At 69.0% G+C, this 12,869-nt stretch carries 12 protein-coding genes; 3 read left to right on the forward strand and 9 right to left on the reverse strand.

Features of this window, described 5'->3' with window-relative positions; all coding sequences use genetic code 11:
- Positions 1-4: 4 nt before the first annotated feature.
- The 7 genes from BKN51_RS41265 to BKN51_RS41295 all read right to left on the reverse strand — a co-directional run bounded on the left by BKN51_RS41265 (position 5) and on the right by BKN51_RS41295 (position 8,577).
- Entirely contained in the window at positions 5-1,447 is a 1,443-nt protein-coding gene (locus tag BKN51_RS41265) for a glycoside hydrolase family 3 protein (RefSeq protein WP_101612712.1), read from the reverse strand.
- 3 nt (positions 1,448-1,450) lie between these two features.
- On the reverse strand, positions 1,451-2,281 hold the full coding sequence (locus BKN51_RS41270) for a carbohydrate ABC transporter permease (RefSeq protein ID WP_101612713.1): 831 nt from the start codon (positions 2,279-2,281) through the stop codon (positions 1,451-1,453).
- Positions 2,278-3,264, reverse strand: coding sequence for a carbohydrate ABC transporter permease (locus BKN51_RS41275; RefSeq protein ID WP_101612714.1), 987 nt, complete (start codon positions 3,262-3,264; stop codon positions 2,278-2,280). Before BKN51_RS41275 ends, BKN51_RS41270 begins: the two co-directional genes overlap by 4 nt.
- A complete protein-coding gene (locus tag BKN51_RS41280; RefSeq protein WP_101612715.1) occupies positions 3,261-4,553 on the reverse strand; it encodes a sugar ABC transporter substrate-binding protein in 1,293 nt (430 codons plus the stop codon). Before BKN51_RS41280 ends, BKN51_RS41275 begins: the two co-directional genes overlap by 4 nt.
- Before the next feature lie 298 nt (positions 4,554-4,851).
- Positions 4,852-5,274, reverse strand: a complete 423-nt coding sequence (locus BKN51_RS41285; protein WP_101613778.1) for a DoxX family protein — start codon at positions 5,272-5,274, stop codon at positions 4,852-4,854.
- 372 nt (positions 5,275-5,646) lie between these two features.
- On the reverse strand, positions 5,647-7,701 hold the full coding sequence (locus tag BKN51_RS41290; protein WP_101612716.1) for a hypothetical protein: 2,055 nt from the start codon (positions 7,699-7,701) through the stop codon (positions 5,647-5,649).
- 78 nt (positions 7,702-7,779) lie between these two features.
- Positions 7,780-8,577, reverse strand: coding sequence for a thioesterase family protein (locus BKN51_RS41295; RefSeq protein ID WP_101612717.1), 798 nt, complete (start codon positions 8,575-8,577; stop codon positions 7,780-7,782).
- A 59-nt stretch (positions 8,578-8,636) separates the two neighbouring features.
- Between BKN51_RS41295 and BKN51_RS41300 the strand changes: the two genes are divergently transcribed.
- Positions 8,637-9,332, forward strand: coding sequence for a TetR/AcrR family transcriptional regulator (locus tag BKN51_RS41300; RefSeq protein WP_101612718.1), 696 nt, complete (start codon positions 8,637-8,639; stop codon positions 9,330-9,332).
- A 9-nt stretch (positions 9,333-9,341) separates the two neighbouring features.
- A complete protein-coding gene (locus tag BKN51_RS41305) occupies positions 9,342-10,547 on the forward strand; it encodes a PP2C family protein-serine/threonine phosphatase (protein WP_101612719.1) in 1,206 nt (401 codons plus the stop codon).
- A gap of 1 nt (position 10,548) precedes the next feature.
- Here BKN51_RS41305 and BKN51_RS41310 read toward each other — a convergent pair whose 3' ends face one another.
- Positions 10,549-11,118 carry a YdeI/OmpD-associated family protein gene (locus BKN51_RS41310; RefSeq protein ID WP_101612720.1) on the reverse strand — a complete coding sequence of 190 codons (570 nt, stop codon included), beginning with the start codon at positions 11,116-11,118 and terminating at the stop codon, positions 10,549-10,551.
- A gap of 89 nt (positions 11,119-11,207) precedes the next feature.
- Here BKN51_RS41310 and BKN51_RS41315 point away from each other — a divergent pair, with 89 nt between their 5' ends.
- The gene (locus BKN51_RS41315) at positions 11,208-11,567 is read left to right on the forward strand and encodes an arsenate reductase family protein (RefSeq protein ID WP_101612721.1); all 360 of its coding nucleotides are present in this window, start codon (positions 11,208-11,210) and stop codon (positions 11,565-11,567) included.
- A 55-nt stretch (positions 11,568-11,622) separates the two neighbouring features.
- On the opposite strand, the gene BKN51_RS41320 is transcribed toward BKN51_RS41315, so the two are convergent.
- Positions 11,623-12,804, reverse strand: a complete 1,182-nt coding sequence (locus tag BKN51_RS41320; RefSeq protein WP_335645059.1) for an MFS transporter — start codon at positions 12,802-12,804, stop codon at positions 11,623-11,625.
- Positions 12,805-12,869: the final 65 nt, after the last annotated feature.

Raw genomic sequence — 12,869 nt, forward strand, 5'->3', positions numbered from 1 at the left:
AGGGTCAGGCCAGGTACTCCGCGGCGGCGCGGAGGCTGACGTAGGACCCGCTGAACGTGTCGATCCGCGGACCTTCGGTGCCGGGGCCGGGAGCGCCGGTCTCGACCCGGATGTAGTCCACGCCTGCCTCACGAAGCCAGCCGAGGAACTCGCGGACCTCGGGGTGCCGGTGCGCCTCACGGGTCACCACGACGATGTCGCGCGCGCCGTGGACGGCGTCGATCGCGGTCGCGATCTCGTCCGAGGTGACCTTGAGCGCGCGGGTGCCCGGCACGAGTTCGGTCAGATGCGCACCGAGCCCCCACGGCATCGGGCCCGCGGCGATGATCGGCTCGGTTTCGATGTCGATCACCAGCGGCGGCCCGTCCAGCTTCGGCGAGCCCTGGATCCGCAGCGCCTTGCGCGCCGCCTCCAGGCCGAGCCGGTGGTCGACCGGCGAGATCGGCGTCGACACCGGGGGAGTGCCGAGCGCGGCGACCCGCTCCGACGCCTCCACAAGCCGCTCCATCGGCAGCTCACCGGATTCGACCGCGGCCGCGATGACCGCCGCGATCCGGTTCAGTTCGTCCTCTTCGAACGAGACACCGCCGAGGCAGAGCGCGTCGGCACCGGCGATCAGTGCCCGCACCGACGCCCGGCCGACACCCTCGGTCTTGCCGAGTTCGCCCGCGATGGCACCCATGTCGAGCGCGTCGGTGATCACCGCGCCGGTGAAGCCGAGTTCGCCGCGCAGGACGTCGGTGAGCGCCTTCGGGTTGAGCGTCGCGGGCAAATCGCCCCACGCGGGTACGACGAGGTGCCCGGTCATCACCGCGCGCACCCCGGCCGCGATCGCCGCCTTGAACGGGACGAGTTCGATCTCGTGCAGTTCCGCCTCGGTCCTGGGCAGGACCGGCAGCGAGTGGTGCGAATCGTCGGTCGCCGCCCCGTGCCCGGGGAAGTGCTTCGCCGACGCGGCCACGCCGTACTTCTGCAGACCGGTGATGTACGCCGCGACATGCGGCGACGCCTTCACCGGATCCGAACCGAACGCGCGGACTCCGATGGAGGGATCCTCCGCCGCCAGGGTCAGATCCGCGCACGGGGCGAAGTTGATCGTGACCCCGCACGCGGCCAGCCGCTCGCCGAGCGCCGCCGCGACCGAGGTCGTCAGCTCGACGTCGTCCGCGGCGCCGAGCGCGAGTGGTCCCGGGACGAACGAGCCGGTGGCGACGTCGAGCCGCGTGACGTCACCGCCCTCTTCGTCGATGCCGATGAGCACGTCGGGCCGCTCCGCCCGCAGCTGCGCGCTGAGCGCGGCCACCTGCTCGTCGTCGACCACGTTGCGGCCGAACAGGATCGCGCCGCCGAGGCCGTCGGCGACCTTGCGCCGCAGCCAATCCGGTGCGGTCGTGCCGTCGAAGCCCGATACGAGAACGGAGCCGGCGAGCTTTTCCGGTGAAGACAAGGATTATCCCTTCACTGCGCCTGCGGTCAGGTTGGACACGAGTTTGCGCTGAACCAGGATGAAGAACACCAGCGCGGGTACGGCGTAGATGACCGACGCCGCCATGATCCCGCCCCAGTCCACGGAAAACGCCGTCCGGAACGACGAAAGCCACACCGGCAGCGTCTGCTTGTTCTGGTCGCGCATGAACACGAACGCGAACAGGAACTCGTTCCACGCGGTGATGAAGCTGAACACCGACGTGGTCACCAGTCCCGGCGCGAGCAGCGGCAGCGTCACCCGGCGGAACGCGCCCGCCCGGCTGCAGCCGTCGATCATCGCGGCCTCTTCGAGGTCGTACGGGATGCCGTTGACGAAGCCGTACAGCATCCAGCACGTGAAGGGCAGCGTCGCGGCGAAGTACACCAGCAGCAGCGAAGGCAGCTGGTTGAGCAGCCCGGCGTCCCGCATCAGCAGGTACATCGGGATCAGCAAAGCCTCGAACGGCGCGAGCTGGGCGATCAGCACCAGCATCAGGAACCCCTTGCGCCCGCGGAATCGCATCCGGGACAGGGGAACCGCGGCGAGCACGCCCGCGACGAGCGAGCACAGCACCGCGCCGATCGTGACGATCAGGCTGTTGGCGAGATAGGTGGTGAATCCGGGCTTCGTCAGCGCCGTGACGAAGTTGTCGAACGTCACCGAGAGCGGGATCAGGTCGTAGTTCGGCGACAGGACTTCGCCTGGCGTCTTCAGCGCGGACGTGACCATCCAGTACGTCGGGAAGACGAACAGGAAGGCCACGATCACGCCGAAAGTGCCGAGGCCGATCCGCTGTGCGAGGGACTTCTTCATGACAGGTCGGCCTCCTTCGTGCGCACCAGCAGCTGGACGTACCGGGCGGTGAGCAGGATCAGCACGAGCATCATCAGCAGGGCGGCGGTCGCCGCCAGGCCGAAGTGGTTGCCCGCGAGGCCCTTGAGGTACATGTAGACCGGCAGCGTCGTGCTGGAGCCGTCCGGCCCGCCCTGGCGGATCGCCCACACCTGGGCGAACAACTTGAAGTCCCACAGGACCGACAGGAACGTGACCATGGTCAGGATCGGCCGGATCGCCGGCCAGCTGACCGCCCAGAACGCCTGCCAGCCGTTCGCACCGTCGATGCCCGCGGCCTCGTACTGCTCCTTGGGGACGCCGAGGAGCCCGGCGTAGAGCGTGAACGCCACGAACGGCACGGCCTGCCAGATGACCAGCAGGCCGATCACGGTCAGCGTGCTCGGTCCGGTGGCGAACCAGGAATGCCCGATGAATCCCTCGAAGCCGAGTTTCGCGAGCGTCTTGTTCAGGATCCCGTACTGCTGGTCGAAGATCCACTGGAAGATCGTGGTCGTCGCGAGCACCGGGGTCGCCCACGCGAGGATCAGCGCGACCTGCAGGATCACCCGGACCACCGGGTTGAGATGCCGCATCAGCAGCGCCATGAACAGCGCGAGCAGCAGGGTGGTGATCACGACCGCGGCGGTGAACACCAGCGTGCGGACGGTGATCTCCCAGAATTCGGAGTCGGACAGGATTTCGGAGAAGTTCTCGAATCCGACCCAGACCATCTCTCCGGAGACCAGCTCACGGAGGTCGAGCTTGCGGAAACTGATCCCGATCAGCTGCAGTGTCGGCCACCCCAGCAGGACCAGGATCGCGATCAACGCGGGAAGGATCAGCAGGTACGGCGCCGTCCGCTCGCCGAGGCGGAGGCGCCGGTTCGATTTCGGGGGCTTGATGCGCGGCGAAGCCGGCGGGGTTGCCCCCGCCGGCGTCGTCACATCTTTGGTCGTGGTCATCCGCCGATGAGCTTGTCGAGCGCTGCGTTGGCGTCGGCGGTCGCCTGGTCGAGCGATTTGGTTCCGGTCAGGTACGCGGTCAGCATGTCCTTGATCGGGTTCTGACCGGATTCGACGTCACCCCACTTGGGGCTGGTCGGCACGGCGCGGCCGTTCTTGGACGCCTCGGCCATGACCTTGGTGAGCGGGTTCGCGTCGAGCGCGGACACGTCGGTCGAGGTACCGGGGACGTAACCGGCCTTGGCCAGCTCGGTCTGGTACTTCGGGGTGGAGAACAGCTTGACGTAGTCCTTGGCCGCGGCCGAGTTCTTGCTGTTGGCCGGGATGACCAGGTTCGAACCGCCGAGGAAGACCGGGGCCGACTTGTCGGCGGCCTTGCCGGGGATCGGGAAGGCGCCCGACTTCTCCTTGATGGACTTGTCGGTCTTCGCCGCGGTGTCGGCCTCACCCGGGACACCGATCATCATCGCGACCTTGCCAGCGCCGTAGATACCGGCCTGCTGCGGGGTGGCCTCGTCGGCGTCCTTCGGCGCCTTGGTGCCCGAAGCGTCGGTGAGCTGCTTGTAGAACTCGAGCCCGGCCTTGGCCTGCGGGGAGTCCAGGGTCGCCTTGAAGGACTTCCCGTTGGCCTGGGCGATGTCGCCGCCCTCGTCCCAGATGAACGACAGCAGCTCGTACCAGTTCTGGCCCGGCTGGTAGAGGGCCTGGAACTCGGGGTCGCTGCCGAACTTGGCCTTGAGCTTGGTGATCGCGTCGAGCCACTCCGCGCGGGTCTTGGGCGTCGCGGTGATGCCTGCCTGCTCGAACATGTCCTTGCGGTAGATGACCTCACGGTTGGCCGCGTAGAACGGGACACCGTAGGTCTTGCCGTCGAACTCGCCCGAAGCCTTGAGGCCCTGGAGCCACTGCGCGCCGTTGAAGTCGCCCACGCTCGAGGTGAGGTCGGCGAGCACGCCCTGGTTCGCGAACGCGGGGGTCTGGGTGTTGCCCAGCTCGATCACGTCCGGCGGGTTGTCACTGGCCAGCGCGGTGGTCAGCTTCTGCTGGATGCCGTTCCACTGCTGGATCTCGTACTTGACCTTGACGCCGGGGTGCGCGTCTTCGAATTCCTTGTGGAGCGAGTTCGTCAGTGCTTCCGGGGCGGTCCCGGTCATGAGCCAGACCGTGAGCGAGCCGTTCGAGGCCGGAGCGCTCGAATTCGTGCTGTCGCCACTGCCGGAACCGGCGCAGCCCGCCGTCGCGAGGGTGATGGCCGCGGCGCCCGCAGTCATCTTGAGCCAGCGCTTCACTCGTGCCGTCCTTTCGATGCCCGGCCACTGTGCCGGGCTCCCACAAAATGGTGTAGACCAATGCGGGCAGCGTGGTACGTACCACTCCGACTGTCAAGCAGGTGGCCGGTTCGTTGTAAACGAGCCGCAATCTTTCACCTTGAGTGAGCGCGTGATCACGCTGATGATCGGTTTTCGGCGCTGTCGACAAGCGCTCGCGAGGCGCGCTGACATGCGGTTTTTCGTTGACTGTTCCGGTGATCGGTGCATTCGGCGGGAGGCCGTTGCGCCGTTCGGAGGACGGTGGCCTGGCGTTCGCCTAGTGGTGGTCCTCGTCGTCTGCGGGAGGCTCGATTCCGAGGAGCGCGCGGGTCTGATCCTGCAGGAACCACGCCAGGGTCGCGGAGACGATCAGCAGGATCAGGGGGAGGACCGGGCCGCCGTTGGTGAGGATGAACAGCTCGGTGACACTCGCGCCCACCATGACGCCCGCCAGCAGCAGCGCCGCGGGCCCGCCGAGGCGGGGGACGAGCAGGCCGATCGCTCCGCCGGCCTCCAGGACGCCGGTGACGTACCGGAGCCACTGCCCGAGCCCGATCTCGGCGAAGGTCTGTTCGGTGTGGCCGCCGGCGAACAGCAGGTAACCGCTGTAGAGGAACTCGGCCGCCAGCGCGACGCGCACGATCCACAGCACGATCGAGCCGAGGGACAGGCTTCGGGTACCGCTGGCTGCGTCGGGCATGACGGGCATTTTTCTCCGGGTCGCGAGGGCTGGCAAGGTCGCCTGAAGTACGTGAAGGGGACCTTCACGCGCTGCCGTTGCGACTGACGGGGCCAGAGTTGCTGTTCCGGTGTCCGTGAAGGCCTCCTTCCTTACCTTGAGCGTAGGGAAGGAGGCCTTCACGGACCTGTGATCGCCCCGGTGCCAGCGTCTGGGAGACGTCGCCGGTGGGGCCTTCACGCGCTAACCCGAACAGCATCTAGAGGACTAAACGCGACTCAGGCCGGGACCGGCGCCTGCCACGAGTCTCAGGAATCTTCTGGTCATGTCTAGACCGGCAGGAGTCCCAAGCGGCGAATGGTGAGCGTGTCACTGACAGAGCAGGACACTTCGTCACTTTTGTTCGCCGAGAAGTATTTGTTCGAGCAGCAGGTCGACGTCGCGGGCGGACTCGGCTTCGCCTATCCGGTGGAAGGTTTCGGCGGCGCGGAGCGCGCGCCGGGCGGCTTCGCGGATCCGGCCCGCGGCGCTGAGCACGTGGGCCGCGACGTGATCGAGCTGGGCGATGAGATGGTCCCTGGCGGGCGCGGTTTCGGTTTCCACGGCGTGCACGGCGGTTTCCGCGGCGTCGAGCGCGGTCAGCGCCGCGTCCAGGTCGCCGGACCGCAGCCGGGAAAGCGTCGCGGCGTTCCGGCAGGTGGCGGCCACGTATCCGCCGCCGATCGCCAGCGCCGCGTCGGCCGCCCGCGCGTAGAAGTCGGCGGCGTTCGCGCCGTAACCGAGCAGGTCCAGTTGTTCGGCGGCGGCCATGCTCACCGAGATGTACGAGTGCCCGGTGTCGCCCGACTCCTCCAGGATTTCGGCGAGGACGGCGTATTCGTTGAAGGCGCGCGAAGACTCGCCGAGCGCGCGGTAGGTGTCGGCGTACATCCACCGGCAGCGGTGGCCCCAGTCCGGTAGTCCGGTGAGCAGGTCGATGGCGTGGGGTGCGACGTCGAGGACCTCGTCGTAGCGGCCGGCGCCGTGCAGCGCGGTGACGAGGACGTACCAATGTTCCGCGTTGTCCTTGCCTTTCGACGCGGCGACGCCGAGAGACGCGTAGGCGTCGTCGACGGCTTCCGCGAATCGGCCGGTGCCGATCAGGGACAACGCCCGCAGCTGGCGGAGATGCCCGCGCAACCGTTCCGGGCCGCCGACGGGCAGCGTCACCAGCAGGTGCTCCACGAAGACGTCCAACTCGTCGAGCGATCCTGCTCGTTCGTAGGCGATCCGGACCTGTTCGACGGCTTCGACGGCCTTCTCGCCGACGTTGCCGACGATGAAGGCGTCCGTCGCCGCCTGCGCGAGTTCCAAGGTGGTCGCCGGATCCTCGCCGTCGCCGTTCCGCAGCGACGCCTCCAGGCACAGAAGAGTGCCGTGGAGCAAGGGATCGCCCGCTTCACGGGCCCGTTCGGCGCCACGCCGCAAGGCCTCGTACGCCTCGGGAGTGCGTCCTTGCCCGGAAAGCACGTGCGCCAGCCAGTATTCGCCCCAGCAGGCGGCGCGATCGTCGGTGCCGGCGCGCAATCGCGCCGCGGCGACCGTCGTCAACGCGACCCCGGTCTCCGCCTGATCGTCGAAGACGAGCCACAGGCCGAGCCAGCATTGGTTGAGCAGGAACCGGATTTCGTCGCCGTGCCGCCGGAATCCGGCGGCCGCGCGGCGCAGCCGTTCCTCGGTGTCGTCGCCCTGGAAGAAGATCGCGCGCAGTTCCGCCAGCCGCGGGGCGATCTCGTCTTCGACGGTGCCGATCGCGGCGAGACAGGCCCGCGCCTCCTCCGGTTCGGACCGGTGATTGTGGATTTCGGCCCGGACGACGAGTTCCTCCGCCGACAGGTCCGGCGGGGGCAGGATCGGGACCCGGGGGAGCGCGGCAGGCAGGAGCGGAACGAATTCGGTGACCGGTTTCGCGGCCATCTTCCGCTCGGCGTGCGCGGTGAAGTAAGCGGTCTGATCGCGTTCGTCGAGTTCCTCGGCCTCGACGAACGCCGCCGCCCGCATCCGCCGGTGCAGCAGCCGCAGGGAAAGGCCGTCGTACGGGCCGTTGAGAACGAACCGGGTTTCGCCGTATCCGGTTTCCGTCAACCGCCGGGTGAGCAAAGCGGCCGACGCGAAGAACTCCAGCCTGCCGACGGCGTCCGAATGGTCGCCGACACCGTCCAAAAGCGACAGAAGATCGAAACCGGTGTGCTCGTTGCCGGTGAGCGCGCAGAACTCCAGCCGGAGCGCGTGGTCGCCGTACTGGCGCGGAGCACCCATGGACGCCCTGGTCACCCACCGGTAGGTCGACGCGGCCTCGGCGTGCTTACCGGCGGCCGCCAGCGGCACCAGGGTCCGGCAGAGCCGGGTGATTTCGGCCCCGTCCCCGTCGGAGCCGCCCGCGTCCGCGCGGCGTGATTCCACTTCCATGGTCCTGCCCCCAGAACAATGACGTCGACGCCGGATCTTAACTCCCGGAGTTCCGTCATGACCCTGCTTTCGGGTGGATCAGGGGACGCGCACGGCGGCAATTTGGGTGGCTTGCCCGATCAATCGGTTCTTTTCGTCCCAAAGTTCCGCGACCTCGTCCATGCGGTCGCCGCCGATCTCGCCCGCCCGCATCCGCACCCGGACCGGGCCCGGCGCCGGGATCCCGCGCAGGTACGCGGTGAACTGGACGGTCGGCGCCCAGCCCGCGATGCCGAGGTCGTAGGAGATCGGGGGTACCGGGTCGAGCGCCACGAGCAGGCTCACCGGATCCCAGTCGGTGCCGTCGGCGAGCCGCAACCAGGACGAGATGACGCCTTTCCGGGACGGCTGTCCCACCGCGAAACCGGCCGAGGCCGGGTCGAGCCGCTGCTCGACGACGTCCATCAGGCCGATGCGGAACCCGCCGCCGCCGTCGGCTGGTACGGGAAGGCAGTCCTGCTCCGGCGGGATCTCGACCGGATCCACTCCGGACCACCACGCGTCGCCGTCCGTCAGGACGCCCTGGGTGATCAGGGCCTCGGTGCAGGGCGCGCCGTGCTGGCTCAGCCGCGCGCGCAGCTGGGTGAGGCCGCGGCCTTCGCGCAGGACCTCGACCTCGACGACCGCGGGGCCGGGCTCCGGGGCCACCGAGAACGAGCCGCTGATCGCGGTCAGATGCGGATGCGCGGAGACCGCCGCGGCGGCCTTGGCGAGGACGGCGAGCAGGTAGCCGCCGTGCAGCTTCGCCCCGATCGTCCACTGTGGATCGAGTTCGGTGTCGAACACCGGGCCGTCGCCCCGGCGGCCCAGGGCGGTCGCGGTCTGGAAATGCGCCATACGCTCAAGCTGACATCGTCAAGTTGACGGTGTCAAGTCAATGCTGGCAGCATCACGGCATGGGCGCGAAGCGGACGAAGGCGCGGCCGGGCGAAGGGGAGAAGCTGCGGGGCGAGATCCTGCGCGCCGCCGACGCCCTGCTCGCCGAGACGGGGACCGACGAGGCGCTGACGCTGCGCGCGGTCGCGCGGCGGACCGGCGTCTCCACACCGTCGGTCTACGCGCACTTCCCGAGCCGTGACGCGTTGCTGGAGGCCGTCTGCCTGGGGGTCTGGGACGAACTCGCGCAGCGGATGCGCGAACACGCCGCCGAAGTCGCCGATCCCATGCGCGCGCTCAGCCGGTGCGCGCGGGTGTACGCGCGGTTCGCCCTGGACCATCCGGTGCAGTACCGCGTACTCCTGATGCGACCGTCCGGCGGCTCGTCTCCCGGCGCGGTCGCCTGTTTCCGGCACCTCGCCGACGCGACGGCCGCCTGCGTGCGCGCGGGCATCCTGCGTGGTGAACCGGAAGTCCTCGCGATGGGCCTCTGGTCGGCGATGCACGGATGCGTGAGCCTGCTGATCGCCCAGCCGGGATTCGACTGGCCGGAGGAGCCGGAAGCGCTGATCGACACCGTCATCCGGATGGCGGGGCTCGGCACGGCGCTCGCCTGCCGGGTCCCGAGGGACGCGATTCCGCCGAGTGCCGAACTGGCCGACAGCCTCGACGGATTGGCGGCGGGCTGGACGACATCGCGCCGTCGGACTGGCTAGGCTCAGCGCATGTCCGGGACTTCGACCGCCGATGACCGGCTTCGGGTGCTCGAGGCCATCACCGACACCGCGCTGGGGCATCTCGATCCCGAAAGGGTGATGGCCACGATTCTCGGCCGGGTGCGCGAAGTGCTCGGCGTCGACACGGCAACGGTGCTGCGGCACGAGCCGGAAGCCCAGCAGCTGCACGCCATCGCCGCTTCCGGCATCGAGGAAGAGGTCTTCCAGGACGTCCGGATCGCCGTCGGCGCGGGGTTCGCGGGCCGGGTGGCCGCGGAACGGCGTCCGGTGATCCTCGACCACGTCGACGAGACCACCGTGGTCAACGCGCTGCTGCGGGAACGCGGGCTCCGTACCCTGCTCGGGGTGCCGATGGTGGCCGGGGACGAGCTGATCGGCGTGCTGCACGTCGGATCCACGACGCCGCGCGAATTCCCCGAGGCCGACGTCGACCTGCTGCGGCTGGTGGCCGCGAGGCTCGCGCTGGCGTTGCAGATCGACAACTCCGCCACCGACCGCGCGGCCGCGGCGGCGCTCCAGCGGAGCCTGCTGCCGGGACGGCTGCCCGCCGTCGCCGGGATGAAGTTCTCCGCGCGGTACGTCCCGGGTACCGAACCCGGGGTCGGTGGTGACTGGTACGACCTGTTCCCGCTGCCGGGTGATCGCCTCGGCGTCGTGATGGGCGACGTCGCCGGGCACGGCCTCAACGCCGCCGTGATCATGGGACGGCTGCGCAGCGCGCTTCGCGCCTACGCGCTCGAATCGGACGATCCGGCGGAGGTCCTGTCCAAACTGGACCGGAAGGTCCACCATTTCGAGCCGGGGGCGCTGGCCACCGTCGTCTACGGATTGGTACCGGCTTCGCGGGACAGCGTGGCGATTTCGCTGGCGGGACATCTCCCTCCGGTGCTCGCGGTGCCCGGCCGCCCCTCGGTGTTCGTCGAGGTCCCGGTCGACCCGCCCATCGGGGTCACGGGACTGACGCGGCGAAGAACGGTGATCGAGTTGCCACCCGGCGGCGTGCTCGCCTTCTACACGGACGGTCTCGTGGAGCGCCGGGATCGCCTGATCGACGTGGGTCTGCAGCGGCTCGCCGGGGTGATCACCCCCGAACTGCCCGGGGTGGTGTGCGCGCGGGTGATGGCCGCGCTCGTCGGCTCGAGGCCGGCACAGGACGACATCGCCCTCCTCGTGGCCCGGCGGGACGAGCTCTGAGTCACCGGACAGGGTGATTGGCGCGGAGGTTCACGGCCGCGAGTTCGACTGTCCTGGCGATCCGCCGCTCCCGGGTCTCCGGCTTCTTCGCCGTCAGAATCCATTCCAGGATCAGCCTTTTCGACGACGGCGGGAACTTCGCGAAATGGGTTCCGGCGGCTTCGTCGGCGTCGAGCCGGACGCGCAGATCCTCGGGGACGCCTTCGCCGTCGGGCACCATCTGCCAGCGGCCCTTTTCCTTGGCGAGATCGATCGTCGCCTGACCCCGCGCGGTCATCAGCCCGTCGGCGATCAGGCGGGCGGCCCGCTCGCGGTTGACCCGGCTCCACGAACTCCGGGAGCCGCGCGGGGTGAACCGCAGCCGGGAACTGGTCGCGTCGTTCTTGCGGTGCAGCCCGTCGATCCAGCCGAAGCACAGTGCCTGCTCCATCGCCTCCTCGATGCGGACGCTCGCGACGCCGTTGCCTTTGTGCTGGATGATCAGCCAGACCTCCTTCGCGGTGCCGGCGTTTTCGGCCAGCCAGGCGCGCCATTCGGCGGGGGTGGCGGCGGTGAAGGTGGTCTCGTCCATGACCGGGTTCCTCTCGTCGTAACGTCTGTGACCATCATCGGAAGCAAAGTGCTCACCGACTGAGCACTTTTGAAGGGAGGCGGTCTCGGATGGAGATCTGGGTGAACCCGGCGTGCGCCAAATGCCGGTCCGCGGTGTCGATGCTGGACGAGTCCGGGGCCGAATACACCGTGCGGAAGTACCTTGAGGAGCCGCCGACGGCGAAAGAACTGAAGGCCGTCCTCAAGCGACTCGGCCTCGAACCGTGGGACATCACCCGCACCGCCGAAGCGATCGCGAAGGAACTCGGGCTGAAGACCTGGGGGCGCACGCCCGCCGACCGCGACCGGTGGATCGAGGCGCTGGCGACACATCCGAAGCTGATCCAGCGGCCGATCATCACCGCCGACGACGGCACGACCGTGGTCGCGCGGACCCCGGAGGCCGTGCAGTCGGTGCTGCCTGGCTGAGCCGCGGCGGTGAGGCGTTTGGTCTCGTGAGTGGTAGGGACGGTTCTAACCGTCCTTACCACTCACGAGGGCAGAGCAGCACCAGCGCCAGGATCAGCGCCGCCGCACCCGCGAACACCGGCCGCAGCCCGACGACCTCCGCGAGCAGTCCCGCCGCCAGCGCGCCCAGCGGTTTGGTGCCCCAAGCGACGAGCCGGTGGCCGCTGGTGCCCCGTCCCAGCAGGTGGTCCGGGATGATCCGCTGCCGCAGCGACACGACGACGACGTTCCACACCACGACCCCGGCCCCGCCGAGGAAGAACACCGCGCCGATCACATACGGATTCGTGGTCACCGCGGGGATCCCGACGAGTGCGGCGCCGGTGAGCAGGCTGAGGACCAGGGACCGCGTGCGGCCGAGAGCGAGTTCGATCCGCTCGGCCGCGAACGACGCCGCGAAACTGCCGAGGGCGATGGCGGACAGCAGGAAACCGTAGGCCTGTTCCGACAGGCCCATCGCCGACGACGGGCCCACCGCGTGGAGCACGAAGATCGTGATCATGGCGCTCGTGGCGAAGTTGAACCCGCCGACCATGATCGCCAGGATCCGGAGAATCCGGTTCTCCCAAAGGAAACGCAGTCCTTCGACGAGGTCTTCGCGCACGCTCGTTTCGCGGGTCCGCTCGGCGCGGAACGATCCCGGGACGAAGAAGAGCGCGACGATCGCGACGATCCAGAGCGCCGAGGGAGTCGCGAACGCGGCGAAAGCGCCCGCGGCCACGAGAAAGCCGCCCACCGGTGGCCCGGCGAACTCGTTGGCGGTGAGTTCGGCGGCGTAGAGGCGGCTGTTGGCCCGCGTCAGCTGATCGCGGCCCACGACCTGGGGGAGGATCGCCTGAGCGGCCGTGTCATGGACGGTCTCGGCGAGCCCGAGTCCGAGCGCGACCACGTAGAGCAGCCAAATCGACCCGAAGCCCAGTGCGATCGCGGCCGTAAGCGAGGCGAGCAGGCCCGCGCGGATCACGTTGGCGGTGAGCATCGCGCGACGGCGGTCGACGCGGTCGGCGAGCACCCCGGCGTGCAGGGCGAACACCAGCCACGGCAAGGACAACACGGTCGCCAGCCCCGCGACGAGCGCCGGAGACCGGGTGTACTGGACGGCCACCAGGCCGAGCGCGACCTTGACGATCCCGTCGGCCAGATTCGACAGCCCCGACGAGCTCCACAGCCGCCAGTAGGCGGTCCCCAGCGCGGTCACCGATCGAGGATCGCACATCGATGGGGAAAACTCCATCGATGTGTATTTCTCCCATCACTCGGCTA

The organism is Amycolatopsis sp. BJA-103 (genome assembly GCF_002849735.1).
GTDB lineage: Bacteria > Actinomycetota > Actinomycetes > Mycobacteriales > Pseudonocardiaceae > Amycolatopsis.